This is a genomic window from Polyangium jinanense, from assembly GCF_028435265.1.
GTDB lineage: Bacteria > Myxococcota_A > Polyangia > Polyangiales > Polyangiaceae > Polyangium > Polyangium jinanense.
Window position 1 is genome coordinate 888,149 of record NZ_JAGTJK010000001.1, and the last position, 25,275, is coordinate 913,423.

Sequence of the window (25,275 nt, forward strand, 5' to 3'; positions counted from 1 at the left end):
GGCTCAGTTCGCGAAATCGAGGGCGAGCTGCATCGCGGGGGAGACGCGCGAGCGGAGGACGATCGGCTTGCCGCCGGGGCCGCCATTCAGCACGAGCGTGATGAGGACCTGCTGGGGAAGACGCCACGGCTGGCCGGTGACCTGCGTCGTGTCCCAGGTGTCGACCCATTCGGAGATGGTGTCGTCGAAATACTGGATGTCGAAGCTCTGCACGTCCTCGACGAGGACGTTCACGACGCCGCCCTTTTGCGGCTCCATGTCGAGGTATTTGTCCTCGCGCCGGACGAGATCCATCGTGCCGGCCTCGTTCCGCGCGCCGAAATAGCCGATCTCGCATTGATCGGACTCGTGCGCGTCGCGGGCGAGGCGGCGGTGCGCAAAGGAGGTGAAATCGAGGCGATCGAACGTGCCCTCGTCCTGGCCGATGAACCCGGTCTTGCGGACCTGCTGCGAGATCATCGTGGAGCTGTTCGTGTAATCGCCGTGCTTCGAGACGAACGCCGCCTGGATCTCGCGCGCCATGCGTTGCATGGCGGCGCGGCCCTGGTGGTAGCGGTCGTTCATCCCCGAGATGCCCTTGCGCGAGCGGGACATGCCGTCGAACGCGCCATAAATGAGCGAGCCAATGAGGGCGAGGACGCCAATCGAGACCATCGCCTCGAGGAGCGTGAGGCCACGAATCGAAGCACGACGACGCGACTTCATCGGCCCATGCCTCCTCCCGGGAACGTGGGACGGCCGCCGAACGGATTGTTACCGCCGCCCGTGGGGCCGCCGCCCGTGAGATTGCCGCCGCCCGTGGAATTGCTGCCGCCCGTGGGGTTCATCAGGGCGTCGACGGCGTCGAGCTGGTCGTTCGTGACGAGCGTCGGCTTCGGGTTCGTCACCCATTGCACGACGTCGAACGAATGCTCGCGGGTGCCCTCGGTCCACGTGACCGTGAGCGTGACGCGGCGGGTGTTCATCTCGAAAATCGCCTTGAGCGCAGGATACACGAACGTGCCGACGAGCTGGAGCATGCCGCCGAGCGCATCCGCGCCCGTGGCGCCGCCGAGCGCGCCCGCGACGTCGCCGAGTCCGCCGCCCGCAAGGTCGCCCGTGGCCGGAGGCGTCGCGCCGCCGGCGAGGCCGAGCAGGCCTCCCATGGCGCCGAGCCCGCCCGCGGCGCCCGAGGCGCCCGAGGGATTCGCGCCGCCATTTTGCGGCGACGAAAGATCGAGGCCGGTGTCGAGCTCCATTTCGCCGAGCTTCGGCTCGGGGAACTGCGGCTTTTCGATCTTCCACGAGCACTTGAGGTTCGGCGTCTCGTCGCCCTCGCAGCAAGGGCCGCTCTCGATCACCTCGAGCTCCTGGAACCCTTCGCGGAAAAGCGTCTCCTCGATTTCGCCCATCTTGCAGCGGGCGAGGGAGGTGGCGACGCTCAGGTTCCGCGCGTGGGACGAGGCGGAGAATGCGCCCGCCTGCGCCGAGAGGATCGCGGTCAGACCGAGGCCCAGGATCGCGACGGCGACCATGACCTCGAGCAGCGTGAATCCTCTCCGTTTCATATCGAACCTCCCCGAACCCCTCAGAAACCGGAATCGCTGGCTTCCGATTCCTCGGATTCGTCGCGCGGCCTCTGCATTTCGACGCGCCCCTTCTGGAGCGCGGTCTTGCCCGTCAGCGGCGAGACGAGCACCGTCATGATGTCGCGCTCCGGATCCGCTTCTGCCGGATTGCCGAGCACGACCTGGATCGCCGCCCGCTCCGTCTGCCCCCCGGGCCAGAAATAAAGATACGCGCGATCCTCCTCGATCGGCCCCTCTTGATGCGAGGTGTCGACCGAGAGGAATCGCACGCCGTCGGCGAGGTCCTTGCCTGGCTTTCCGCCCTGCGGCTCGAATCCGAAGGCCTTCGTGGGCGTGAACGAGGGCCGCGGCGCGCGAGGCCCCTTCACGATCTTCTCGGCCTCTTCCATCGCCTTCTGCTCGATGTCCGTGGCGGCCGCGGCACCACCCGTCTTGTCTTTCTTGTCGACCGAGAGCTGGCCGCCGCCCTCCTCGAGGATCACCATCCGCTGCTCGAAATCGAAGACGAGCCGCACGGGTTTTCCGATCGCATTCGCGTGCCCATAGGCGATCCGCACCGCGCTGGCGATCATCACCGACGATTGCCTGAGCCGCGCGCGCTTGAGCGTCCCGAGCCCGACCACCGCCGTCCCCGTGACGAGGGTCATGATGGCCAGGGTGATCAGGACCTCCACCAGGGTCATGCCACGCCGGCCGCGCGATCGCGCGGAGGCGTGGCATGTCGCGAGAGGGGCGGAGGCGCGCGGCATCATTCGAGTCCTCGTCAGAGCGCCGCGACGCGCTTGATGTCGGCGTCTTTGAAGTCGTCCTTGACGTCGTCGGGCGAGTTTTCTTTGCGATCGCGGCCCGCCGAGATCACCGTGATCTCGTCGCCGTCGCATTGAATCTTGAACGGCGTGCCCCACGGGTCGTCCGTCTTCTTCGCGTCGATGTGCTTGCCCTCGACGAGCTCCTTGATCGTCGGACAGCCGCCGCTCGCGCTGTCGAGGTGCATGTACTGCTGCGCCGCGGTCTTGATGACGCCCGCGCTAAGCACCGCGCCGCGGATCTGGCTCTCCTTGTACCGCGGGAACACGAGCGCCGTCGCGCCGCCCGCGATGATCGCCATGATCGCGAGCACGATCAGGACCTCGACCAGCGTCACGCCCCGCGACGCCGCACGCTTCATCTTCCGGATTCGATTCGCTTTCACCTTCATGGTCCGTTCACTCCACGCGGTCGAGACCGCCGATTTCACCATCCGGCCCGTCGCTCGTGAGATCGTACCCCTCCGGGTCCTTCTGACCAGGGCAAACCAGCCGGAGCGGCCTGCCCCACGCGTCGATGGGGTCGATCCCGATATACCCCTCGGCTTTTAGCGCATCGAGCGACGCGGGGCACTTTCGCTCGTGATCCGCCCGATACGCATCGAGGCCCGCCCGGACGACGCCGATCGTGGCCATCGTGGAGCGTACGCCGGTCTTGCGGCGCTCACGCGCGCCGAGGAGGAGCAGGAGCGTGGCCATCCCGAGCGCGAGCGCGACGAGCTTCGCCCGCGCCATGCCGCGGCCGCGCAAAATTCCGCCGCCCCGCTCCCACGGGAACCAGATCGTCGTCTCTCTCTGCCTGCGCCGCGCCACGCCCCGATTCCCCCGTTAGCCTGCAAAACTCGACATCTGGATGAGCGGCATGAGGATCGAGAACGCGATGAACCCGACCGCGCCGCCCATGAACACGATCATGAGGGGTTCGAGCAGGCTCGTCAGCACGGTCACGCGAGTCTCGACCTCCAGATCGTACGCGGTCGAAACGTTCTCCAGCATCTCTTCGAGCTGACCGCTCTTCTCGCCGATCGTGATCATGTGCGTCACGATCGGCGGGAACTGGCCGCTGCGCTTCAAGGGCTCGGCGATGCTCTGGCCCTCACGGATCGAGCTGATCGCGTCGGCGATGACCTTCTCGAGGACGGCGTTGCCGAGGACGTTCTTGACGATGTCCATCGCGCCGAGCAGCGCGACGCCGGCGCTGAGCAGCGTGGCGAGCGTGCGCGAGAAGCGCGCGATCGCGATCATCTGCACGAGTTTGCCGACGATGGGCGCCTTGAGCAAAAAGCCGTGCCATTTCAGCCGGCCGGCCGGCGTGCGCTTCCAGCGCCGGAAGCCCCAGATGCCGCCCGCGAGCAGGCCGAGGACGAGCCACCAGTAGTTGCTCAAAAAGTCGGACGTGCCGATGAGCGTCGCCGTGTACCAGGGCAATGCCTGATCCATCGAGGCGAAGATCGAGGTCACGTTCGGCACGACCGCGACCATGAGCACCGAGACGAGCGAGACGCCGAGGATCGCCATCAGGATGGGATAAGCCATCGCCGAGCTGACCTTCGATGTGAGCTTCGCCTGGGACTCGAGGAACGCGGTGACGCGCTCGAGGACCTGCTGGAGCATGCCCGACGCCTCGCCGGCGCGGACCATGTTCACGTAGAGCGGCGGGAAGATCGAGGGGTGCTGTTCGAGCGCCTTGGCGAAGCTCGTACCCTCGCGGATCTGCTCGCGGACCTGCGTGAGCGCGCGCTTGAGCGACTCTTTCTCGACCTGATCGATGAGGGCCGTCAGCGATTCGAAGAGCGGAATGCCAGCCTTGAGCAGGGTCGCGAGCTGGCGCGTGACGACGGCGACGTCGTTCGTTGACGGGCGCTGCGTGAAGGCGAGGAGGTTGATCGATTTCTTGGTCTTCGCCGCGGCGGCCTTCTCCTCCGCGGCCGTCGTGAGAAGGATGCCGTCCTTGCGCAGGAGGACGCGGAGCGCCTTCGCGTTCTCCGCGTCGCGCACGCCCTTCACCGGCTTTCCGGTGGCGACGAGGATGCCTTTGTATTCGAAGACGGCCACGGCCCGCTCCTCCCTATTCGTCCACGATGATGTCTTCTTGGGTCGCGGCGAGCACTTCCTCGACCGTCGTCATACCCCTGAGGACCTTGCGCGCGCCGTCGTCGCGCATGGTGTCCATTCCCTGCGAGATCGCGACGCGCTTGACCGTCTGCGCGTCGGCGTTCTTGAGGATGAGCGGGCCGATCGCGTCGTCGATGACGAGCAGCTCGTAGATCCCGCGCCTCCCCACGAATCCCTTCTGCAAGCAGGCGTCGCAGCCGCCCGGCTTGAAGAAAACCGGCGAGCTGCCCATTTTCTGCCCGACGTATTCGTATTCGAGCCCGTGTACCGAATACCGCTGCGACGGGATGCGCTTCGCCTTCCAGGCGAGGCGCTCCGGGTCGAGGCCGAGCTGCTTGAGCTCGTAGGCCGTCGGCTGATACGGGACCTTGCATTGCTGGCAAAGCATGCGCACGAGGCGCTGCGCGAGGATGCCGATGACGCTGGAGCGCACGAGGAACGGCTCGATCTCCATCTCGACGAGGCGCGTGACGGCCGCGGCCGAGTCGTTCGTGTGGAGCGTCGAGAGCACGAGGTGACCCGTGAGCGAGGCGTGAATCGCGATCTCGGCGGTCTCCTTGTCGCGGATCTCGCCGACCATGATGACGTCCGGATCCTGGCGCAAGAATGCGCGGAGCGCGCTCGCGAACGTGAGGCCGATCGAGGGGTGGACGTGGACCTGGTGAATGCCGCCGATCTCGTACTCGACCGGATCCTCGGCCGTGAGGATGTTGCGGCTCGGATCGTTGATGCGGTTCAGGCACGCATAAAGCGTCGTCGTCTTGCCGCTGCCGGTCGGGCCCGTGACGAGGATGATGCCGTCGGGCCGATTGATGAGGTGATCCATGATCCCGTATTCGCGCGGGGCGAAGCCGAGATCGTCGAGGCCGAGGAGGATGCTCGTCTTGTGCAAGAGGCGCATGACGATGCGCTCGAAGCCGCGGCTCGTGGGGACCGTGGAGACGCGGATGTCGACGCTCTTGCCCGCGATCTTCAGCGTGATGCGCCCGTCCTGCGGGAGGCGCTTCTCGGCGATGTTGAGGCTCGCCATGATCTTCACGCGGGCGATGATCGGCGCCATGAACTGCTTCGAGGCGCGACGCGCCACGTAGAGCTCGCCGTCGATGCGATACCGCACGACGACGTCGCGCTCCTCGGGCTCGATGTGGATATCGCTCGCGCGCTCGCGGACGGCCTGCGCGAAGAGGCTGTTCACCCAGGCGATGATCGGCGCGTCGTCGTCCGAGTCGATGATGTCGACGAGGTTGTCTTCTTCCTCGTGCTTGTCGCCCTCGAGGTTCGATTGGCCCGCGTCGCGCTTCTCCCAGATGCGGTTGATCGCCTCGTGGACGTGATTGCGCGTCGCGACCGAGATCTCCACGGGCTTCGCGAAGATCGCGCGGACGTCGTCGACCGCCAGCGTATCGAGCGGATCGGCGACGACCGCGTGCACGGAGGTGTCGTCCTCGAAGATGGGCAGGATGAAGCGCTGCTTCGCATACGTGATGGGCAGGCGCGAGGCGACGTCGAATTTGACCTGATCGACGTCGATCTTCGGCATGAAATCGAGGCCCATCTCGGTCGCGAGCGCGCGCGCGATCTTGTCCTCGCCCGCGATGTTCGAGGAGACGATGAGCTCCGTGAGGGACTGGCCGCGCTCGCGTACGGTCTCGAAGAGCGGCGCGAGCTTCTGCGCGTCGACCACGCCGTGGCGGACCAGGATCTCGCCGACGTATTCTTCTCGGGCAACCTGGTTCATGCTCATTCCACGCGCTCCACGGGCCTCGGCGTAGCCGCGCCGGCCGGGCGGCGGCGCGGGGTGGGCGCAGCGGCACCGCCGCCGCCCGCCGCCGGGGGCGGCGTCGCGGTCTGCACGGCGCCGCCGCCGCCGTCGTCCCCGCCGCCGCGGATGGCGATGCTCGGCACCGCAATGGGTTGTCCGGGCTCATGCGTGCGCGCGCCCTTGGGTTTGGACTCTTCCTCGAGCCGCGCCCGCTCCGCCATCTTGATCTGCGATTGCCGGATGTCCTCGACGAGGCCATTGGCGCGCGCATAGTCCTTCGGGGGCTCCCAGCCGGAGTCGCCGAAGACGAAATATCGGTCGAGGAACTCCTGCCGCTCCTGCATCTTGCGCTCGAAGATCGCCCGGAGGTCGTCCTGATCCCGGATGATGTACGGGGTCAAGACGAGCAGGAGGTTCGTCTTCGACGTGGTCTTCTCCGTGGTGCGGAAGAGCGCGCCGAGGACGGGGATGTCGCCCAGGATGGGGATCTTCGTGCGCTTGTTGGTGACGGCGTCACGCATGAGGCCGCCGATCACCACGGTCTGCTGGTCGCGGACGACGAGCGTGGTCTTCGCATTGCGCTTGATGATCGTGACCGCCCCGAGGTCGCCGCCGGCCGGCGGGCCGAGCTCCGAGATACCCTCCGTGATCTCGAGCCGCACTTGATCGGAGTCATTGACGTGCGGCGTGACCTCGATCTTCGTACCGACGTCCTGGCGAGGCGCCGCGAAGCCGCCGCCGAGGCCGCCGAGGAGGCCGAGGCCGCCGAGGCCGCCCGCGGCCCCGCCCGCGCCGCCCGCCGCGCCGAGCATGCTGCCGAGCCCGCCGCCGATGTTGGTCTGGAGCGGGACGTTCTGGCCAATCTCGATCGTGGCCGGGATGTTGTCGGTCGCGAGGATGTGCGGCGTGGCGAGGACGTTCGAATCGTTGTCCGTCGCCATCGCGTGCATGATGACGCCGAACGCGGGGATCGAAATGCCCGTGCCGAGGAGGTTTGCCGACTCCGCGATGGTCGGGCCGCGGACGCCGAGCGCGAAGGCGCCGAGCTGGCTCGCGACCGATTGCGGCGCGAGCGCGGAGGTGAGCGGGGCATTGCCGCCGTAAACGATGCCGTCGCCGCTCGCGCCGTCGATGTCGACGGGCGAGGGCACGGGCGCGCCCATGTGCCAGCGGACGCCGGTGTCGTTCTTGCGGTCGACGTTCAGGTCCATGATGACGGCCTCGATGAAGACCTGGCGGCGCGGCTGATCGAGCTCGTCGATGACGCTGCGGAGCGCGGCGTAATCGCGGAGCGAGGAGGTGACGACGAGCTTGTTCGAGCCCTCGTCACACGTGATCTTGACCTGGCCCTCGAAAATGTCCTCCGTCGAGCCGGGGACGGGCGGGGCAGCCTGCGCGCCGCGGCGACTGCCGGTCGCGCCGCCGCCGGCGCCCGCCGCGCCGCCGAGGAGCTGGTTCAGTGTGCCCGAGAGGTCCTTGCAACCAGCGTGCTGGAGGGGCAATACGTGCATTTGCCCCTCGCCGGATTGCGGGACGTCCATGCGCTTGATGAGCTCGAGAAGGCGCATGTAATCGGGCTGGTTCGCCGTGATGACGAGCGAATTCGTGCGGTCGTCGGCGAGAATGCGCGCGCCGCCGCCACCCGCGCCGCCGCCCGCGCCGCCTCGGGCGCCGCCCTTGCCGCCCGCGCCGGGCTTGAGATCGAGGATCTCGTTCAATTTCATGGCGACATCGTTCGCCCCGGCATAATGGATCGGCTCGAACCAGATCTGATCGCCCGCGCCGCCGACGTCGATATCCTCGAGGATGCGGATCATGCGCTGCACGTTCGAGCCCGTGTCCGTCATGATGATCAGGTTGCCGGACGGGTGGACCGTGATGTCGCCCTCCTTCGATTTGAACTTCCCGAGGACGTTCGCCGCCTCGTTCGGATCGACGCTGGCGACGCGATACATGCGGGTGATGAAGCGATCCTCGGCGGGGACCGCGGTGCCGGCGCCGTAAATGGGGGTCGTCTGCGAGACGACGCCGGGGGTCTCGACGATCTTGAGGAAACGGCCGTGCGGAATGACAGTGAGGCCGTTCGTCTCGAGAATCGAGAGGAACGCGCTGTACGCCTCCTGGACCGTGACCTTGTCCGGCGAATACACCGTGGCTTTGATCTGGCGGAGCTTGCCGCCGTAAATGAAGCGCCGGCCGGTGATGTTGCTGATGGCCTTGACGAGCTCGTTGAGGTCGGCCTCCTCCAGATTGAAGGAGACCATGAAGTTGCCATTACGCGGCTTGAAATCGATTTCCTTCGGGCCCTGCTTGACGCCGGCCATGGGATCCTCGCCGACGACGGGCGCGGGGCCAAACGGCGCCGCAGCGCGCGGCGGCGGGCCGGGCGGGAAGCCAGGAGGATTGCCCGTATTCGGGCCGGCCCCGGCGCCGCCGGGCGCTGCCGGAGCGGCCGCCGCGGGCGCGCCGGGCGTCGGGGCGAGCTGCGGGCGCGCACCGGGCGTCTTGAGGACGGGGGCGCCGCGCGGCGGACCATTCTGCGCGGACGCGATCGCGGGTGCGGAGGCGCAGAGCAGCGCCGCGAAACCGAAGCCAAACCTTCCCAGGCGGGAGTTTCTGTAAGGCGTGTTCATGATCCTCGAATTCGATTCGGTCATTCGCTACGGAAGACTTCAGGGCGTGGCTTCAGCGGGCGCCTCGGCCGGGGCGGCCGGTTTGTTCCGCTTCGGGCGCGGGATCTTGCTGCTCGGTTTGCCCGGCGTCGCCGCCGCGATCTCGGCCGGTTTGTCCGAGCTCGACTCGCTCGCCTCGCTGGATTCGCCCCGGGCGGGCAAAACCGATTTCGCGATCGCGACGACGAGCAGGCTAGCAAGGGCGACGAAGCCGATCGAGCCCACGACGAACGTGCCCACATAGAGCAGCGTTCGCTGGAGCAGGCTCCCCTCGTTGAATGCAGGCAGCTTGAGCTTGGCCATCCCTCGGTCTCCCGTCTCGATGCCGTTCGTCGCGGAACCGTTCGTCCCGGTCACTTGATGTTGAAATCGATCGTCATCGGCTTGCCGCGGCGGTTGACGCTCACCTGGAGCTTGTCCGCGGTGCGGAGCCTCGCGTATGCCTCGAGCGCTTTTTGCGGGTCGCTCATCTCGAAGCCATTGATGGACTGGAGGCGGTCGCCATTCTCGAGGCCGAGTGTACCGAGCAGCGATTCCGGGCGCACGCCGAAGAGCCGGATCCCGACGACCTTGTCGCCCTCCTTTTCGGGTACGATGCGCGCCGACCGCATGAGCTCCGCCTGGTTCTCCAGGATCTGGTCGACGACCGAACGCTCGACGTCGAATTGATTTTCGCTGACCTTGTGAATCTTGTCCGCGATCTCCTTCGGAACAGCCTTTCCTTTGCCCTTCGGCTTCGGCGCCTCCGTGCTCGGCGCAGGCGAGGCGGACGCGAGCTTCTTCGGCGGCTCGCCGTGGACCTGCATCTGGCACCGCGAGCTGCCGCTCGTGAGCCACACGCGATCCCAGCCGATCCAGAAGATCTGGTGGCCCGAGACGTCGTCGCCGCGCCGGCGGAGCTGCGCTTTGCCGTCCGAGCCCGCAATGGCCGCGAACGACCAATCCGGATCCTCCGATTGCGTGATCAAAAGGACCTTGCCGATGTCGCAGACGGGATCGTTGTAGGGATCGCTGTTATCGGGCGCCGGCGCCTCGGGGGCGCTCGGGAGATCGAGGGGCTTGCCGTCGAGAGGGCCCGTGACGGAGTCGAACGGGTTGCGGCTCAGGATCGGCCCGGCGTTGACGGTGCGCTCCTGTCCGGAACTGCTGTGTGACGCGCCACTCTTGGGCGGCGGCGGCGGCGGTGGCATCGACGACGGATCGAGCAGCACGCTGCCGGCGACGAGCTCGCCCATTCCGGACGCCTGGAGATAGGCGGCGGAGGCGATCAAAAGGCAGATGACCGCGGGAAAGTAGCGCTTCAGGATCGCGTCGAGTCCCATGAGCCCAGCTCCGTACTAGCGAGAGACGTGCCAGCCCCGACCTTAGCGCTTCCCGCGCCTTTTTTCGCGCGGGAAGGCCACGATCGACAACGTGGCGAAGGGGGGAGGGTGGGGGCGGCGAGGATTGCCAAAGTGACAATCGGATTTTCAAGCGCCGGGGTAGCGCCGGTCTTCCCGGTGATCAACCTTCGATCTCTCCGAGCTTGCGATAGATCGTGCGGGTGGAGATCCCGAGGAGCTGGGCGGCGACGGATTTGTCGCCATGGGCGTAGCGGAGGGTCTCCCGGATGAGCCGGCGTTCGACCTCGTCGAGCGGGGTTCCGACCGAGAACGTGATCGTCTCGGGGGCGGCGGCGAGGCTCTCGCGGATCGACTCGGGTAGGTCCTCGACGGACAATTTCTCGCCGCGGCAGAGGACGGCGGCGCGCTCGATCACGTTTTCCAGCTCGCGGACGTTGCCGGGGAACGAGTAGTCGAGCAGGCGCGCGATGACCTCGCGCGGGGCTTCGAGGCGGCCGCGATTGTTCTTCGCGCAGTAGACGCCGAGAAAATGGTCGACGAGCAGGGGGATGTCCTCGCGGCGCGCCCGGAGCGGAGGGACGGTGATGGCGATGACGTTCAGACGATAAAAAAGGTCCTCGCGGAAGCGGCCGGCTGCGATCTCGGCGCGGAGGTCCTTGTTGGTGGCGGCGACGATTCGAACGTCGGCGCGGACGGTATCGCCGCCGATGGGCTCGTATTCGTTTTCCTGCAGGACGCGCAGGAGCTTGACCTGAACGGAAGGGCTGAGCTCACCGATCTCGTCGAGGAAGAGGGTGCCGCCCGCCGCTTTGGCAAATCGTCCCTCGCGGCGCGCGAAAGCGCCGGTGAAGGCACCGCGCTCGTGGCCAAAAAGCTCGGCTTCGAGGATGGTTTCGGGGATCGCGGAGCAGTTGACCGCGACGAAAGGCCCGTGGCGGCGCGCGCTGTGATCGTGGATGTAACGAGCGACGAGCTCCTTGCCGGTGCCACTTTCGCCGAGGACGAGCACGGTCGCGGAGGACGGCGCGGCCTGCGTCGCGACGTCGAGGACGCGGCGAAGCGCAGGGCTCGAGCCGATGATCTCGCGTTTCGTGAGGAGCTTGAGCTCCTGGCGGAGGGAGCGGTTTTCGGCGACGAGGGAGCGGCGTTCCGCGGCTTTGCGGACGCTTTTGATGATCGTCATCCGCTTGAGGGGCTTTTCGACGAAGTCGTAGGCGCCCTCGCGCATGGCCTGGACGGCCGTTTCGACGGTGCCGTACGCCGTCATGAGGACGACCTCGGTGTCGGGGGCGAGCTGCTTGATCGCGCGGAGGAGCTCGATGCCGCTGGTGCCGGGCATCATGAGGTCGGTGAGGACGACCTCGACACGGTGTCCGCGGAGGAGGTCGAGCGCGGCGCGGGCCGACGATGCGGTGAGGACGCGCATGCCGTCGCGCTGGAAAATCTTCTCGATGGAAGCAAGGTTACTGGGCTCGTCGTCCACCACGAGCACGGTGGGCGCGTCGGCCCCCGCCTTCGCCTCGGGAGGCGCGGGCGTCGAAGATCCTGACAGCTCGTCAACCATGCCGACAACATGTCACGCCGTGAGGCACGGTGTCCACGTTGTCTGACGGTTCGTCAACTTGGCAAAGGCGAGGTGGTTGGGATCACGAAAATAGACGGGATGCGCCGCTGCCAGGTTGTCCCGCTGTCAGGGTGTCAGCGAATCAACTTCGAGAGCTTTTTGAACGAGTCCGTCCCGGCGCGTCCGAGCCAGTCGAAGACGACGGTTTCCATCGTGGTGATCGTGGCGCCGGCCGCGCGGCAGAGATCGAGGCCGATGGCGCGGTGATCGTCGCGGCGCGAGGCGACGCCGTCGGCGACGACGTGCACGTTGGTGCCACGCGTGGCGAGCTCGCGCACGGTCTGCATGACGCAGACATGCGTCTCCATGCCGAGGACGATCGCGTTGCGCGGCGCGCCGATGGAGGCCCACACGCGCTCGAAGCCACGATCGTCACACGCGGAAAAGTCGATCTTCTCGACGACGGGCGCGCCGAGGTCGCGGAGCTTGTCGCCGATCGGCGCGATCGTGCGGCCGAGGCCCGCGGGGTACTGCTCGGTGGCGAGCACGCGCGCGCCGAGCACGTCCGCGGCTTCGAGGAGCACGGTGGCGGCGCGGACGAGGTCCTTCATGCGGTCCTCGGGCATCGCCGCGGCGAGTTTGTCCTGCACGTCGACGACGAGCACCACGCTCGCCTTGGGATCGAGCCGTCGCATCGTTTGTCCTCCAACGGAGAATGAGAGCAGTCAACGAGAGAGCCGGAAGCTCTTCAAGAATTTGACGAGGTCGCTGCGGGCGTCGAAGCGCAGGAGCGCGCGAGCGACGATGGCGCCTTCCTCGTTCTTGATGGCGCCGGGGAGCACGGTCATCGATTCGACGAGCTCCCGCGCGGAGACGTCTTTCTGGCCTTCGAAGACGTACGGTTTGTCGTCGTCGCCCCGGAAGTGGAACGCGTAGGGGAGCGTGCCCGTGCGCAGGAGGTCCATGCCGAGGGTGCCGCGGAGGTAGCGGTGATCCGCGAGGCCCGGGGCGTCGATCGCGCCCTCGATCTCGACCACGGGGCGGCGGAGGAAACGGAGGAGCGGGGCGCTCTTGGCGCGGATCGTGAACGCGAGAGGTCGCTCTTTGTGAGGCTCGTCCACGCGGTGGTAGCTGCCCGCCATCGTCTCGCGGAACTCGAAGCCACTCACGGCTCGCCGCCCTCCACGGGCTTGGGCTGCGGGACGGGGAGCGGGGGAGCGGAGGTCTTCTCGTCGAAATCGTTGGAGGGCAAAACGAGTCGCTCGACGCGGGTGCCGTTCGCGAAGGCCTCGGCAATCGCGGGGACGTCCTCCATCGTGACGCGGCCGTAGAAGTAGCCGTCGGGCTCGACAGCGATCGCCGGGCCGGCCCAGCAGACGTCGAGGCAGCTCGACGTGCAGGCGCGCACCTCGGTCTTCGCGAGGCCACGCGCCTGGAGCTCGGACTTGAGGGCGGCGTGGATCTCGACGGCGCCGCGCTGCGCGCACGAGCCCTTGGGAGTGCCGTCGGGGCGGCGGTTCACGCAGACGAAGAGGTAACGCTTGCGCTGAGGCACGACGCGAGCCTTACGCCGGGGCTTCCGGCGGTCAAGTCAGGGGGTCGTGACAGAGACGGAGAGGCCGTAGTAGCTCGGATCCGAGGCGCGGCCGCCCGCCGTGACGCGCACGTAGTACGTGCCAGCCGCGACGTTCTCCGCCTTGGCGAGCGAGCAGTAGCCGAAGGCGTCGTCGTTCGTGACGAGCTCTTTGCCGGTGGCGTCGAAGATCGTGAGGATCGTGTCGAGCGTGCTCATCACGCAGCCGCCGAGGCCAGCGTCGCCCGTCTGCGCGGTGATCACGGAGCCACTCGCCGCAACCTGGACGGAGACGTAGTCGGCGTCCATGACGGGCGAGAGGATCGCCTGCCAGCCGCTCGCGTAGGTGTTCGCCTGGGCGATCGTGTCGTTCGGCTCGGTCTCGTGGATCTCGAGCTTGCAGGTCGGGCTGCATCCATCACCCGCGGTGGTGCCGCCGTCGTCGCACTGCTCGCCGGGCGTGCGCACGCCGTCGCCGCAGGTGTTGGCGATGGCGTCGATCACGAGACGGTAGTGGAACGTGGAGCTCGGGACGTCGGGCGCGGCCGTGACGCGCGCGTAGTAGAGGCCCGGATCGACGTGTGAGAGCGTGGCGCGCGAGCAGTAGCCCTCGCCCGCGTCGTCGTCGCTCGCGAGGACGGTGGCGCCGTTCGAGCCGAGGATCTCGACGAAGGTGTCGAGCTTCGACGCGGCGCATGCGCCGTCGCCCGGATCGCGGGTCTCGACGACGAGGCTCGCGGCCGCGGGCAGATCGAACGAGAAGACGTCGACGTCGCCGGCGGGCGCGATCTCGGCGCCCCACGGTGAGCTCCACGCGTTCGCCTGCGCGGGCGTGTCATTTGGCTCGGTCTCGCTCGTGACGAGCTTGCAGTTCGCGTCGCAGAGATCGGCGCCGCCGGGGTTTCCGTCGTCGCACTCTTCGCCGATCTCGGGGTTCAAGTTGCCGTCGCCGCAGACGGGTTCGGGAGGGCTGCCGCCCGTGCCGCCTTGCCCGCCGATGCCGCCCGCGCCGCCTTGTCCACCCACGCCGCCCGCGCCGCCTTGTCCGCCCGCGCCGCCTTGTCCTCCGCTGCCGGAGCTCGACGAGCTGGTGGTGGGGCGCGGCGGGAGCTTGTCCTCGCCGCACGCGACGAGCGCGAGGCCGAAGAGCGCGGCGAGGGACCAGAGCGGCGAGGTCATTCGCTGTCGACGCACGAGTAGGTGATCTCCCAGCCGTTGAGGGTCGGCGCGGCGCCCTTGTTGGCGGTCGGGTTGAAGGTGACGGAGAACTCGAGGAACGACTGCCGCGCGCCGGGCAAACCGAGCTTCGTGTACACGTCGACCGGGCAAGGCGAGGGGCCGGCCATCGTGCAGAGCTGCGTGTCGACGGGCGAAGACTTGGCCGTCGCGAGCGTGGTGAACGCGCCCGAGAGCGCGGCCGCGGTGTCCGCGGTGCGCGCGGCGAAGAGGAGGTTCGAGTCGCCGGGCGTGACGCTGTCGTAGGCGAGGTAGCCCCACTGCACCTTGGTGCCCGTGGGGCAGGTGGCCTGGTAGACGTGCGTGAACGTCTGCGCGGTGTACGCGCCCGGGCAGCCGAGCTCGACGTCGATCGTGGCGCCGGCCGAGTTCAGCACCGTCTGGCACGTGTTCGGGCAGAGGAAGATCTTCGTCGGGTTCTGGGCGTTGTCGTAGTACCAGCCGTTCCCGCACGCGGCCTGGCTCGCGACCTTGGCGAAGGCCACGGCGTTGCCCGACGCGGGCATGAACGTGACCGTCGCGTCCGTCGGATCGAAGAGGCCCGCGTTCGGCAGGTCGAACTCGCACGCGACGACGTCACCCTTGATCTCGAGCAGCGCGGAGAGCATCTGCTGCTGCGCGTCGCCCTGATCGGTGACGAAGAACGCGTTGGCCGTGCCGCCCTTCTGCGCGATGAGGTTCATCAAGGCGACGTTCGCGTCCTGGATGCCGATCGCGTACGTGAGCACGCCGGCGTTGACGAACGCGTCCTCGGCGTAGCCCGCGATCGTGTTCGAGTCGGTGCCGCAGGAGTTCGGGTAGCCGTCGGTGACGAACACGACGACGGTCTGCTGGTTCGGGTTCGCCTGCTGGTAGGCCTTGGCCCACTTCTCGGCGCCGGCGAGCGCGGGCAGGAGCGGCGTGTCGGCGGCGGGCAGGGTGTTGTTGATCTCGTTGAGGAGCTTCTGCTCTTGCGTGTCGGTGGGCGCAGACGCGGTCGTGAGCTTGGCGAGCGGGACGAGCGGGACCGCGCACGCGTCGATGCTGCAGTTCGTGTCGTCGCAGCCGGTGACGGGCTTGTAGTGCTCCCAGAAGCGCAGCGCGACGCCGATGCCGGCGGACGCGGGGTCCGAGAAGAACGCCTTCAGCGCGCCCGTGGTCTTGCCCCAGCGATCGTTCGTGGTCATCGAGCCGGAGCGGTCGAACTGGACGAACATGTTCACGGGGCGGATCGTCCGGCTCGTGACGGAGGAGCAATCAGGCGGCTCGCAGGCGTTGCCGCCGCTCGCGAGCGACCAGTTGTTCTCGCAGAAGCACTCGGTGACGTAAGGGTTTGCCGCCGTCTTCTTCGGCGGGTTGATCATGATCTCGCGGTTGCCGTTGCCGATGCCGCAGGCGTTCGCGTCGACGTTGATGCACTGGCCGGGCGGGATGGGCTGCTGTGTGAGGCACTCCATCATGCCGGCGTGCGTCTGATCGGGCGCGCACTTCGGGTACTGCTGCGAGTTCGCCGGGAAGTGGACGAGGCGGATGCCCGCAGGCGCCTGGGTTTGTCCGTGGTTGCAGACGGGCACGACGCCGTTGCACGGAACGCCGACGGAGAGGTCGATCCCTGGGCATTTCGGGTCGGTCTCGCCGGGCAGCCACGGCGTGCACGCGCCCTTCACGGGGCAGCTCTCGTTGCAGAGCGTCTTGACCTTGTCGACGCAGAGGTTGTCCCACTTCGTCGTGCAGCAGGACGGACTCGCCTGGCAGATCGTGGCGACGCACGCGTCACAAGCGGCGTTCAGCGCGGCGCCCGAGTAGCACTTGTCGTGCGCGCAGGGCGGGTCGGTTTTGCAGTCGGCGCCGCAGAGGCTGTAGACCTTGTCGACGCAGCTCGGCGTCCAGCTCCCCTGCACCCCGGCGCAGCTCTTCGGGCAAGCGGTGGCGAAGGCGTCCACGCAAGCCTGCGTCCACGTGCCGGTGCAGCAGGTCGGGTTGGCCGTGCAGACCGTGTTCACACAGGTGCTGCAGGTCTTCTTCAGGCCGACGCCCGTGACGCACGGGTCGTGCGCGCAGGTGCCGCTGTACGGGATGAGGCAGCAGGTCGGATCCGCCGTGCAGATCGTCTTCACGCACGGATCACACTCGGGGTAGAGCCCTTCGCCGACACTGCACTTGTGGTGCGAGCACGTGTTCGAGGTCGGGCTCTCGCACTGCATGTTGAACTGGCAGTCGCTCGCCTGCGCGCACGGCTCCTTCAGGCCCTTGTTCACGAGGCCGTTCGGAAAGTCGCTGAGGTCGCCGTTTTGCCAGTTGTAGACGCTGCCCCCGGCCTCGGGCGTGAGGCCGGCGTCGGGCTGCTCGTCGAAGACCTGGCACGAGGGATCGCAGGGGTTGTTGACGCACGGGCCCGAGACGTGGCTCAGGATGATGATGCCGCCTTGGCCGTCGTCGTCGGGGCGCGCGGAGGTCTCGCGGATCTTCCCCTTCGGCGGCGCGATGCGCGAGGAGATGGTGCCGTCGGCGCAGGGGGCCCACGTGCCTTCGACGCACGTCTGCGTGCCGTCGAGGCAGGTGAGGATCCCGTTTTGCTCGCCGATCGTGACGTGGCACTCGCGTACCTGACCATCCACGCAGGGTCCCGTGCTCGTCCCGGCGCCAGTCCCGCCGCCGCCGCCGCTGCCGCCGCTACCTCCCTCGCCGGGCCGCGCCCCGAGCGGCCCCTCGGCCGAGCACGCGGCGAAGACCACGCCCAGAGGCGCGAGGACGAGCATCACGAGGGCGAAGGTCGATCGGAGAGCCACGCGGGATCCCGCGCCGGACGAGCCGTTCTTTTCGAGCGTCCCTGTCGATCTGCCCGACGCACGCGCCATGGGTCGAAACCTCCGGTGGATCCTTCGCAACAAGCAAGACTGCAGGATCCGGGGCGAAAGAAGCAAGCAACGTGCCCCGAACGGTCAGGCCGCGTCCACACGAAGGGCCAGGCGCGGAGGCGGAATGCGCGTGGGTGGCTTCGCAATCGAGGAGCCTGGTAACGGCGTCTACCGGGGAAAAAGTTGCGCAGGCCGCAACCGTTTCACAACCGGCGTACGGGGCCTCGGGCGCGGGTAGGGTAGAGGGGCGCGCGCCGCGAAAAACGGGCTTGTCGAGGCCCGGGTCCACGCGCATGCTCGGCCCGGGCGCAGGCCCTTCCCGGCCCGAGGATGCGGCCGGTTCCCGATGGCCCTCGCTCGCAGGATCGGGGAAAGCTCCAAGGACCGTGCACGCCCACTCCATCGCCGGATTCTTGAGCGCGTGGGTGGTCGCGTACGTCGCGATCGCCACGTTCTGCTTCGTCGCGCGGCGGAAGGAGCGGATCCGCGGGCGCGAGGTCGACTTCGTCCTGTTCGGGTTCCTCTGCCTCACGCTGTCGGTGCACACGGCAGGCGTGGCGGCGCTGCACGTGATGCGAGACGCGGCCTTCGTGCGGGGCGCGCTGCTCGCGTCGGACGTGGGGCGCATGCTCGCGGCGGCGGTGCTCGCGCACGTGGTCGCGCAGCTCTCGCAGATGCGGCTCACGCCACGCGTGCTCTTCGCGATCTACGGCGCGGCGGTGCTGCTCGGGGGCGCGAGCGTGGTCTTGCACGTGCGGCAGTTCGACACCGTGGCCGAAGCGCCGGTGACACTGCTCGGGCTCTCGGTCGTGGAGGTCACGACGCCGGCGCATCCGCTCGCGGCCGTGCTGTCGATCGGCTCGTTCGCGACGGCGATCTTCGCGGCGCTGGTGTTCGTGCGGAGCGCGCTGCGCGGGCGAACGGATCTGCTCCCGTCCTTGTGGGGCGCGCTCGCGCTCGTCGTGAGCACGGGCTACGACGGGTTCTACGCCGTGCTCCGGCAAGGCAAGCCGCTCACGAGCCCGTATGGATACGCGGCGTTCGTGATGGGCGTCGTGATGTCGCTCCTGTCGCGGTACGTGTCGCTGCGGCAAAGGCTGGAGGAGCGCGCGTCGGAGCTGAAGCAGCGGTCGGCGGAGATCGCGCGGGCCTACGAGGAGCTGCGCGCGGCGCAAGCGGAGCTCGTGCGCAAGGAGCAGCTCGCGGCCGTGGGAGAGCTGTCGGCGGTGATCGCGCACGAGGTGCGCAATCCTTTGGCGATCATCACGACCGCGGTGGCGACGCTCCGGCGTGAAGGGCTCGGCGAGGACGATCGGCAGACGCTGCTCGGGATCCTCGACGAGGAGGCGTCGCGGTTGAACCGGCTCGTGGGGGATCTCTTGCGGTACGCGCGGCCGGTGCGCTGCGAGCGTCAGCCCGTGTCGCCGCGCGAGATCGTGGAGCGCGCGCTCGCGCTGTCGCAGAACCAGACGAGCGTGAAGGTGACGCTCGTGGAGCCCGAGCCGCTCGAGCGGATCCAGGCGGATCCGATGCTGCTCCGGCAGGTGTTCGAGAACATCGTGACGAACGCGCTGCAAGCGATGCCGGGTGGCGGCTCCTTGACGGTGACGCTCGTGCCGCACGCGGAGAGCGGCGCGAGCGGGGTCGAGGTGCGCATCGCGGACACGGGCGAGGGGATGGACACGTCGGTGCGAGATCGCGCGCTCGATCCGTTCTTCACGACGCGCGCGGCGGGGACGGGGCTCGGCCTCGCGATCGTGGCGCGGATCGTGGACGCGCACGGCGGGCGGCTGTCGATCCAGAGCGACGTGGGCGCGGGGACGGAGGTGCGGATCTTCTTGCCACAGCAGGGCGAGCCCATGCCGGGGCGGAGATCGGTGCCGCCAGAGATCAACCGGACGAGCTCGCTTCCGCCGATGCCGGTGGAAGTCCGGCGCGCGTTCGCCGGGAGGAAAGCGTGACGAGAGGCGTAGATCAAAGGGCCCAGCGGCGCGCGGAGATCGTGCGCGCGGACAAGCGGTACGTGTGGCACCCGTACACGCCGATGCAGCGGTACATCGACGAGGTGGATCCGCTGGTCGTCGAGCGGGCTTCGGGCGCGCGGTTCTTCGACGTGGATGGGCGGAGCTACCTCGACGCGAACTCGAGCTGGTGGGTCGCGACGCTGGGGCACAACCACCCGCGGCTCGTGGCGGCGCTCGCGCGTCAGGCCGAGAAGCTCTGCCACGTGTCGCTCGCGGGTGTGACGCACGAGGGCGCGGCGGTGCTCGGCGAGGAGATCGTGGCGATCGCGCCGCCGGGGCTCGGAAAAGTGTTCTACAGCGACGACGGCTCGACGGCGGTGGAGGTCGCGCTGAAGCTCGCGCTGCAGATGTGGCACAACGAAGGGCGGCCCGAGCGGCGGAGGTTCGTGGCGCTCGACGGCGCGTTCCACGGCGAGACGATCGGCGCGACGAGCCTCGGGGGCGTGGAGGTGTTTCGCAAGCCCTTCGCAGGCGTGCTCATGGAGTGCATCCACGTGCCGCCGCCCGAGGGAGATACGCCGGCAGATGCAGGCTATGCGCGGGCCTTCGAAGCGCTCGAGAAGCTGCTCGCGGAGGGCAGCGACACGATCGCGGCGGTGGTGCTGGAGCCGCTCGTGCAAGGCGCGACGGGGATGCGGATGTACGACGCGGCGTACCTGCGGCATGCGCGTGCGCTCTGCGATCGGTACGACGTACTGCTCGTGATCGACGAGGTGTTCACGGGCTACGGGCGCACGGGGCCGATGTGGGCGTGCGAGCACGCCGGGATCACGCCCGATCTGATGTGCCTCGCGAAGGGGTTTTCCGGCGGCATGTTCCCGATGGCGGCGACGCTCGCGTCGCCGCGGGTCTTCGACGCGTTCCTCGGCGCGCCAACCCGAGCCTTTTATTACGGGCACTCGTTCTGCGGAAACCCGCTCGGCGCGGCCATCGCGCGCGAGGTGCTCGCGATCTTCCGCGAGGAGGAGATCCTCGCGAAGGCCCAGCCGAAGGCCGCGCGGATCACGAAGGCGTTCGCGGCGATGGGCGCGATCCCGGGGGTTTCGCGGGCGCGATCGCTCGGGATGATCGGGGCGCTCGATCTGTCGAAGGGCGCGAGTTACCTCGGCGGGCTCGGATGGCGGGTGTTCGCGGAGGCGCGGCGGCGCGGGGCGTATCTACGGCCGCTCGGCGACGTGGTGTACGTGGCGCCGCCGCTCACGATCGCGGACGACGAGCTCGAGACGTTGCTTGGGATCGTCGAGGAAAGCGTGCGGGCGGTGCTGCGGTAGCCGTTACGCGCGCTCTCTCCCCAAGCGAGCCCTGCGGCGACGCAAGCGAAGCACGAGCGCACCGAGCCCAGCCACGACGGCCGCGCCGGATGCACTCGACGCGCTTCCGAGGCCGCAATCACATCCGCCCGCCGGTTCGAGCTCGCGCGGCACGCCGCCGTCGCCGCCGCCGCAGGTGACGGCTCCGCTGCCGTCACACGCGCACGGATCGATCGCGAGCGTCGCCGCGATGCCGGGCCAGGTCATCAGGCACGCGGCCGGCGTCGTCGCCCCCTCGCCGCATGCGAGCGGGCAGATGTCGGGCAGGTTGTAGAGGTTCTCGAACGTCTTGCCCTCGTCCTTCGAGAAGCCGACCGTGAAGCCGTCGTCGAACTGGTTGCCGCACGCATAGATGCCCGCGGTCGTCCACGTGAGGCAACGCGTGTAGATGTCGCTGACCTTCTGGAACGCGAGATCGGCCGCGTTCGCGATCTGGACGCCGTCCTTGGGGCCGCCGACCGCGACGCGCGTGCCGTCGGGTGAGAGGGCGAAGCCGAGCAGATCGTCCGCGGCCGTGAAGACCTCGGTGAAGCTCGCGCCCGCGTCTTCGCTGACGAGGAGCTTGTCGACGGGATCGGCGCTCAGGCGCAGGTAAACGCGGTCGGGGTTTTGCGGGTCGATCGCGGCGAGGAAGGGGACGCCGCTCGCGAAGGAGGCGTCGAGGTAGGTGCGCGTCCACGTGGCGCCACGATCGTCGGAGCGCTCGATCGCGGGCGCGAAGGATTTGCCCACGATGCCACTCGCGTAGATGCGTTCGGGCTTCGAGGGCGCGACGTCGACCGTGAGGGCGATGAAATCGCTCAGGATCGGCGTGCCGGCCTGCGTCCAGGTGGCGCCGTTGTCGGCGGTCTCGGCGAGGATCACGTGGAAGCCGTCGGTGCCCTTGCCGGTGGAGGTGATGGCGACGCCGCGCGAGGGGTCGTCGCGGTGGACGGAGACGTCGATGACGTACTCGTCTTTCAAGGGATCCTGGACGAAGCCCCAGGAACAGCCGCGATCGTGGCTCACGCTGAGGCCTTCGAAGACGCCGGCGAGGATCGTTCCGTCGCCGAGCACGCCGATGGCCGGATCCTGGGTGCCGCCGTAGCCGACCGCGCCCTCGCAGATCCACGACCAGGTGCCGCCCGCGTCGGAGCTCTCGAGGACGCCGTACGTGGTGCGGAGGACGATGTGCGAAGGATCCTTGGGATCGACGACGAGCTGGTCGGCGATGGGGAAGCGCCCGTTCGCGTGGGATTCGGCGGGCACGAGGAGCGAGAGGGCCGCGATCGCCGCGGCGAAGGGTAGCAAGCGCATGGCCGATCCTAGCGCGTGGACATGCGCTCGGCGGCGGCGGCGTCTTCCTGTCCGAGGCGGACGTCACGGAGCTCGGCGCCGAGCAGCTCGATCGCGGCCGTGACGAGGGGGTGATCCGCGATGGCGCGGCGCGCGTTGTCGAGGCGGGCGCGGAGGCCGGCGCCCTCGATCTGCGCGAGCGTGACCGCGCCGCTCTGGGGGCGGAGCGCTTCGAAGGTGACGTCGGGCTTGCCGCCGTAATGCGCGGCGAGGGCGGCGCGGATGGCCTCTATGGCGACGGGCTCCTGCGCTTGCTTGCCGAGGAAGGAGTTGGCCTCGAAGCCGAGCACGATGCCGTCGGGGCCGATGCGGACCAGCGCGGCATGTTCGAGGACGGAGGCGAGGGGAGCGCGCTTGGCGCGGACGAGCTCGATCACGGCGCGAAAGGCAGCGAGATCGGCGGGGTTCGGGGCGGAAGGTCCTCGGGATACGCCCTCGGCAGGAGGCGGAACGGTCGAAGGCCGTGCCGCGGCGCCGTTCGTGGGAGGTGCGAACGAAGGCCGACCGTGCGGAGCGCCGTTCGTGGGCGCTGAAAAGGTCGCGGCTCCGTGCGCAGCCCCATTCGTGGGAGGCGCGTACGGAGGCCGTCCGTGCGCGACCCCGTTCGAAGGTGGCGAGGAGGTCGACGGACCGTGCGCGACCCCGTTCGCGGGTGCCGGAGGCGCCGAAAATGTGGTTGGAGCGACGTTCGCGGCTGATGGACCGGGCGACGGGTCGGCGGAGGCCCCTCGGCGCTGGCCTGGCGGGGTTCCGCCGCCTTGCATGGGTCTGCCGTGCCCGACGCTCCCCGAAGGCGCGCCGCCGCCTCCGCCGCCGCCGAGCAGGCGACGCTCCATCTCCCCGATCCGCCGCAAGAGATCGTCCACCGGCATGAGCGGCGGCCGGCGCGCGAGGCGGACGAGCGTCATCTCCAGCGCCGCGCGTGGCTGGCCGCTCCGGGTGACGTCATCGAACGAACGCGAGAACCCTTGATGCAAGCGCGTGAGGTCGTCCGCCTCGGCGCGTGCCGCGAGGGCCTTCACGTCGGCGAGCTCGCTGTCGGCGAGGTCGAGCAGGCCCGTCGGATCCGCGGAGACCTTGGCGACCACGAGGTCCCGCAAATGCGCGAGGAAATCCCGCGCGACGTGCGGCAGATCGTAGCCCTGATGCGCGAGGTCGGAGACCGTGCGCAGGCATGCCTCGGCGTCGCCGTCGACGAGCGCGGCCGCGAGCCCATGGAGGACCGAGCGATCCGCGACGCCGAGGACGCGCGCGACGCCCTCGGCCGTGAGCTTGTCGCCGTCGACGCCGACCCACGCGAGGACCTGATCGAGCAAGCTCATCGCGTCGCGCATGCTGCCCGCGGCCTCGCGGGCGATGATGGAGAGCGCCGCGTCCTCGTAGGCGACGCCCTCGCGGTCGAGGACGAAGCGCAGGCGCGACGTGATCGAGAGCGCGCTGATGAGCTTGAAGTCGTAGCGCTGGCAGCGGCTCAGGATCGTGACCGGGATCTTGTGGACCTCGGTCGTCGCGAAGATGAACTTCACGTGGGGCGGCGGCTCCTCGAGCGTCTTGAGGAACGCGTTCCACGCGTTGTTCGAGAGCATGTGGACCTCGTCCACGATGAAGATCTTGAACCGGTCGCGCGAAGGCCGGTACGGCAGGCTCTCCTGGAGCTTGCGGACGTCGTCGACGCCGGTGTAGCTCGCGCCGTCGATCTCCTGGACGTCGACGTCGCTGCCGACGGTGATCTCCTTGCAAGGAGGGCACTCCTGGCAGGGTTTCGACGTCGGACCCTTCACGCAGTTGAGCGATTTCGCGAGGATGCGCGCGCTCGTCGTCTTGCCGACGCCGCGGACGCCCGTGAACAAGAAGGCGTGCGCGACGCGGTTCTTGGCGATCGCGTTCTCGAGCGTGGTCGAGACGTGCCCCTGACCGACGAGATCCTCGAACGACTGCGGTCGGTACTTGCGCGCGAGGACGACGTAGCTCATCGCCGCCTCGACGTAGCAGAAAGGCGTGCTGGCGTCTCCCTACCCAGTCCCCCGCAGCCGGACCGACGCGGCGGGCAAGGGAGGACGATGAGGCGCGCCGGGGCGTTCGTCCGGCCTTGCAGCCCAGCCGACTTCACGGCATACACGCTCCTCCCATGCAATTTCGCGGTGGAATGAACGAGCTGGTCCGCCAAGCGGCCCGGATGCAGCGCAAAATCGACGAGGCGAAAGCCAAGATCAAGGACCACGAGATCTCGGCGACCGCCGCGTCGGACAAGGTCTCGGTCACCGTGACCTGCGAAGGCAAGGTCCGGAAGATCGCGATCGATCCGGACTTTCTCGCCGCCGAGGGCCTGGAGATGGCCCTCGACGCGGTGGCGGTCGCAGCGAACTCGGCGCTCGAGCAAGCCGACAAGCACGTCGAAGCCGAGATCGCGAAGGTCACGGGCGGCGTGAAGATCCCGGGAATGCACACGTAGTGGCCACGCGGAGCCCCACCTCCTACGTCACGCGCACCTCTTCTCTGCCGGAACGCCTCACCCGCGTCGCGCACCTGTTCGCGCGGCTGCCCGGCGTCGGCGAGAAGACCGCGCAGCGCTTCGCCCTGTTCCTGGCGACAGCGGACGAGGAGGTCGCGCGTGATCTCGGCACCGAGCTCGCCACGCTGCGCGACCACGTGAGGCCCTGCGACCGCTGCGGCAACATCGCCGAGCTCGCCGAAGGCGCGCAGCCGGACGAGCCCGTGCGTTGCGCGATCTGCCGAGACGAGCGGCGCGACAAGGCGCTGCTCTGCGTGGTCGCGCGGGTGCAAGACCTGCTCGCCATCGAGCGGAGCGGCGTGATGCGCGGAAAATACTTCGTGCTCGGACGGCTGCTCTCACCCCTCGACGGGATCTCGGCCGAGGATCTGCCGCTTGAGCGGCTGCGGCGAATCGTGAAGGATCCCGAGGCGCCCGTGAGCGAGGTGCTCGTGGCGACGCCGCCGTCGGTGGACGGCGAGGCGACGGCGCTGCTCGTGGCGCGCGAGATGGCCTCGCTCGGCGCACGCGTGACCCGCATCGCGAGCGGCGTGCCCCACGGCGGTGACCTCGAGTTCGCCGATCAAGTCACGCTCGGCCGCGCCATCGAGGGCCGGAAGAGCTTCGGCTGAACGGAGG

Annotated in this window: 22 protein-coding genes; 4 read left to right on the forward strand and 18 right to left on the reverse strand. The window is 68.5% G+C overall.

Annotated features, from left to right (window positions below; translation table 11 throughout):
* Positions 1-3 precede the first annotated feature (3 nt).
* The 16 genes from KEG38_RS03660 to KEG38_RS03735 all read right to left on the reverse strand — a co-directional run bounded on the left by KEG38_RS03660 (position 4) and on the right by KEG38_RS03735 (position 17,476).
* The gene (locus KEG38_RS03660) at positions 4-705 is read right to left on the reverse strand and encodes a type II secretion system protein GspJ (protein ID WP_272417575.1); all 702 of its coding nucleotides are present in this window, start codon (positions 703-705) and stop codon (positions 4-6) included.
* Positions 702-1,547, reverse strand: coding sequence for a type IV pilus modification PilV family protein (locus KEG38_RS03665; protein WP_272417576.1), 846 nt, complete (start codon positions 1,545-1,547; stop codon positions 702-704). The genes KEG38_RS03660 and KEG38_RS03665 overlap by 4 nt, the downstream gene beginning before the upstream one ends.
* 20 nt (positions 1,548-1,567) lie before the next feature.
* Entirely contained in the window at positions 1,568-2,320 is a 753-nt protein-coding gene (locus tag KEG38_RS03670; RefSeq protein ID WP_372518157.1) for a pilus assembly FimT family protein, read from the reverse strand.
* Positions 2,321-2,331: 11 nt separating this feature from the next.
* Positions 2,332-2,766: a type II secretion system protein gene (locus KEG38_RS03675; RefSeq protein WP_272417578.1), complete on the reverse strand. Its 435-nt coding sequence runs from the start codon at positions 2,764-2,766 to the stop codon at positions 2,332-2,334.
* Positions 2,767-2,773: 7 nt separating this feature from the next.
* Positions 2,774-3,187, reverse strand: coding sequence for a type II secretion system protein GspG (locus KEG38_RS55400; protein WP_272417579.1), 414 nt, complete (start codon positions 3,185-3,187; stop codon positions 2,774-2,776).
* Positions 3,188-3,202: 15 nt separating this feature from the next.
* Complete coding sequence (gene gspF, locus KEG38_RS03685; protein ID WP_272417580.1) at positions 3,203-4,429, reverse strand: type II secretion system inner membrane protein GspF; 1,227 nt, start codon at positions 4,427-4,429, stop codon at positions 3,203-3,205.
* A 13-nt stretch (positions 4,430-4,442) separates the two neighbouring features.
* Positions 4,443-6,227, reverse strand: a complete 1,785-nt coding sequence (gene gspE, locus KEG38_RS03690; RefSeq protein WP_272417581.1) for a type II secretion system ATPase GspE — start codon at positions 6,225-6,227, stop codon at positions 4,443-4,445.
* A gap of 2 nt (positions 6,228-6,229) precedes the next feature.
* Positions 6,230-8,884 carry a type II secretion system secretin GspD gene (gspD, locus tag KEG38_RS03695; protein WP_272417582.1) on the reverse strand — a complete coding sequence of 885 codons (2,655 nt, stop codon included), beginning with the start codon at positions 8,882-8,884 and terminating at the stop codon, positions 6,230-6,232.
* Between the two features lie 39 nt (positions 8,885-8,923).
* Positions 8,924-9,280 (reverse strand): hypothetical protein, encoded by a 357-nt coding sequence (locus KEG38_RS03700; RefSeq protein WP_272417583.1) that lies wholly within the window; start codon positions 9,278-9,280, stop codon positions 8,924-8,926.
* Positions 9,277-10,245, reverse strand: a complete 969-nt coding sequence (gene gspC, locus KEG38_RS03705; RefSeq protein WP_272417584.1) for a type II secretion system protein GspC — start codon at positions 10,243-10,245, stop codon at positions 9,277-9,279. Before gspC ends, KEG38_RS03700 begins: the two co-directional genes overlap by 4 nt.
* Before the next feature lie 181 nt (positions 10,246-10,426).
* Positions 10,427-11,830 (reverse strand): sigma-54-dependent transcriptional regulator, encoded by a 1,404-nt coding sequence (locus tag KEG38_RS03710; RefSeq protein WP_272417585.1) that lies wholly within the window; start codon positions 11,828-11,830, stop codon positions 10,427-10,429.
* 134 nt (positions 11,831-11,964) lie between these two features.
* The gene (locus tag KEG38_RS03715) at positions 11,965-12,525 is read right to left on the reverse strand and encodes an isochorismatase family protein (protein ID WP_272417586.1); all 561 of its coding nucleotides are present in this window, start codon (positions 12,523-12,525) and stop codon (positions 11,965-11,967) included.
* A gap of 30 nt (positions 12,526-12,555) precedes the next feature.
* On the reverse strand, positions 12,556-12,999 hold the full coding sequence (locus KEG38_RS03720) for a hypothetical protein (protein ID WP_272417587.1): 444 nt from the start codon (positions 12,997-12,999) through the stop codon (positions 12,556-12,558).
* Positions 12,996-13,385, reverse strand: a complete 390-nt coding sequence (locus KEG38_RS03725; protein WP_272417588.1) for a (2Fe-2S) ferredoxin domain-containing protein — start codon at positions 13,383-13,385, stop codon at positions 12,996-12,998. Before KEG38_RS03725 ends, KEG38_RS03720 begins: the two co-directional genes overlap by 4 nt.
* Before the next feature lie 36 nt (positions 13,386-13,421).
* On the reverse strand, positions 13,422-14,597 hold the full coding sequence (locus KEG38_RS03730) for a pre-peptidase C-terminal domain-containing protein (protein ID WP_272417589.1): 1,176 nt from the start codon (positions 14,595-14,597) through the stop codon (positions 13,422-13,424).
* On the reverse strand, positions 14,579-17,476 hold the full coding sequence (locus tag KEG38_RS03735; RefSeq protein ID WP_272417590.1) for a vWA domain-containing protein: 2,898 nt from the start codon (positions 17,474-17,476) through the stop codon (positions 14,579-14,581). Before KEG38_RS03735 ends, KEG38_RS03730 begins: the two co-directional genes overlap by 19 nt.
* A 386-nt stretch (positions 17,477-17,862) precedes the next feature.
* Between KEG38_RS03735 and KEG38_RS55405 the strand changes: the two genes are divergently transcribed.
* On the forward strand, positions 17,863-19,437 hold the full coding sequence (locus KEG38_RS55405) for a sensor histidine kinase (RefSeq protein ID WP_272417591.1): 1,575 nt from the start codon (positions 17,863-17,865) through the stop codon (positions 19,435-19,437).
* Positions 19,434-20,771, forward strand: a complete 1,338-nt coding sequence (gene bioA / locus KEG38_RS03745) for an adenosylmethionine--8-amino-7-oxononanoate transaminase (RefSeq protein WP_272417592.1) — start codon at positions 19,434-19,436, stop codon at positions 20,769-20,771. Before KEG38_RS55405 ends, bioA begins: the two co-directional genes overlap by 4 nt.
* Positions 20,772-20,774: 3 nt before the next feature.
* Here bioA and KEG38_RS03750 read toward each other — a convergent pair whose 3' ends face one another.
* Positions 20,775-22,106, reverse strand: coding sequence for an MYXO-CTERM sorting domain-containing protein (locus KEG38_RS03750; RefSeq protein ID WP_272417593.1), 1,332 nt, complete (start codon positions 22,104-22,106; stop codon positions 20,775-20,777).
* A gap of 8 nt (positions 22,107-22,114) precedes the next feature.
* Entirely contained in the window at positions 22,115-24,118 is a 2,004-nt protein-coding gene (gene dnaX, locus KEG38_RS03755) for a DNA polymerase III subunit gamma/tau (protein ID WP_272417594.1), read from the reverse strand.
* 155 nt (positions 24,119-24,273) lie between these two features.
* Between dnaX and KEG38_RS03760 the strand changes: the two genes are divergently transcribed.
* Together KEG38_RS03760 and recR are read left to right on the forward strand one after the other, a co-directional pair.
* On the forward strand, positions 24,274-24,597 hold the full coding sequence (locus tag KEG38_RS03760; protein WP_272417595.1) for a YbaB/EbfC family nucleoid-associated protein: 324 nt from the start codon (positions 24,274-24,276) through the stop codon (positions 24,595-24,597).
* Positions 24,597-25,268, forward strand: coding sequence for a recombination mediator RecR (recR, locus tag KEG38_RS03765; protein ID WP_272417596.1), 672 nt, complete (start codon positions 24,597-24,599; stop codon positions 25,266-25,268). Before KEG38_RS03760 ends, recR begins: the two co-directional genes overlap by 1 nt.
* Positions 25,269-25,275 lie beyond the last annotated feature (7 nt).

What these genes read in the sequence shown, in the direction of transcription:
- KEG38_RS03710 (WP_272417585.1), bottom strand. Translation starts at nt 11,830, where the DNA reads ATGGTTGACGAGCTGTCAGGATCTTCGACGCCCGCGCCTCCCGAGGCG.
- KEG38_RS03665 (WP_272417576.1), bottom strand. Translation starts at nt 1,547, where the DNA reads ATGAAACGGAGAGGATTCACGCTGCTCGAGGTCATGGTCGCCGTCGCG.
- KEG38_RS03760 (WP_272417595.1), top strand. Translation starts at nt 24,274, where the DNA reads ATGCAATTTCGCGGTGGAATGAACGAGCTGGTCCGCCAAGCGGCCCGG.
- gspE (WP_272417581.1), bottom strand. Translation starts at nt 6,227, where the DNA reads ATGAACCAGGTTGCCCGAGAAGAATACGTCGGCGAGATCCTGGTCCGC.
- KEG38_RS03670 (WP_372518157.1), bottom strand. Translation starts at nt 2,320, where the DNA reads ATGATGCCGCGCGCCTCCGCCCCTCTCGCGACATGCCACGCCTCCGCG.
- dnaX (WP_272417594.1), bottom strand. Translation starts at nt 24,118, where the DNA reads ATGAGCTACGTCGTCCTCGCGCGCAAGTACCGACCGCAGTCGTTCGAG.
- KEG38_RS03675 (WP_272417578.1), bottom strand. Translation starts at nt 2,766, where the DNA reads ATGAAGGTGAAAGCGAATCGAATCCGGAAGATGAAGCGTGCGGCGTCG.
- KEG38_RS03660 (WP_272417575.1), bottom strand. Translation starts at nt 705, where the DNA reads ATGAAGTCGCGTCGTCGTGCTTCGATTCGTGGCCTCACGCTCCTCGAG.
- KEG38_RS03715 (WP_272417586.1), bottom strand. Translation starts at nt 12,525, where the DNA reads ATGCGACGGCTCGATCCCAAGGCGAGCGTGGTGCTCGTCGTCGACGTG.
- KEG38_RS03750 (WP_272417593.1), bottom strand. Translation starts at nt 22,106, where the DNA reads ATGCGCTTGCTACCCTTCGCCGCGGCGATCGCGGCCCTCTCGCTCCTC.
- KEG38_RS03735 (WP_272417590.1), bottom strand. Translation starts at nt 17,476, where the DNA reads ATGGCGCGTGCGTCGGGCAGATCGACAGGGACGCTCGAAAAGAACGGC.
- gspD (WP_272417582.1), bottom strand. Translation starts at nt 8,884, where the DNA reads ATGAACACGCCTTACAGAAACTCCCGCCTGGGAAGGTTTGGCTTCGGT.
- gspC (WP_272417584.1), bottom strand. Translation starts at nt 10,245, where the DNA reads ATGGGACTCGACGCGATCCTGAAGCGCTACTTTCCCGCGGTCATCTGC.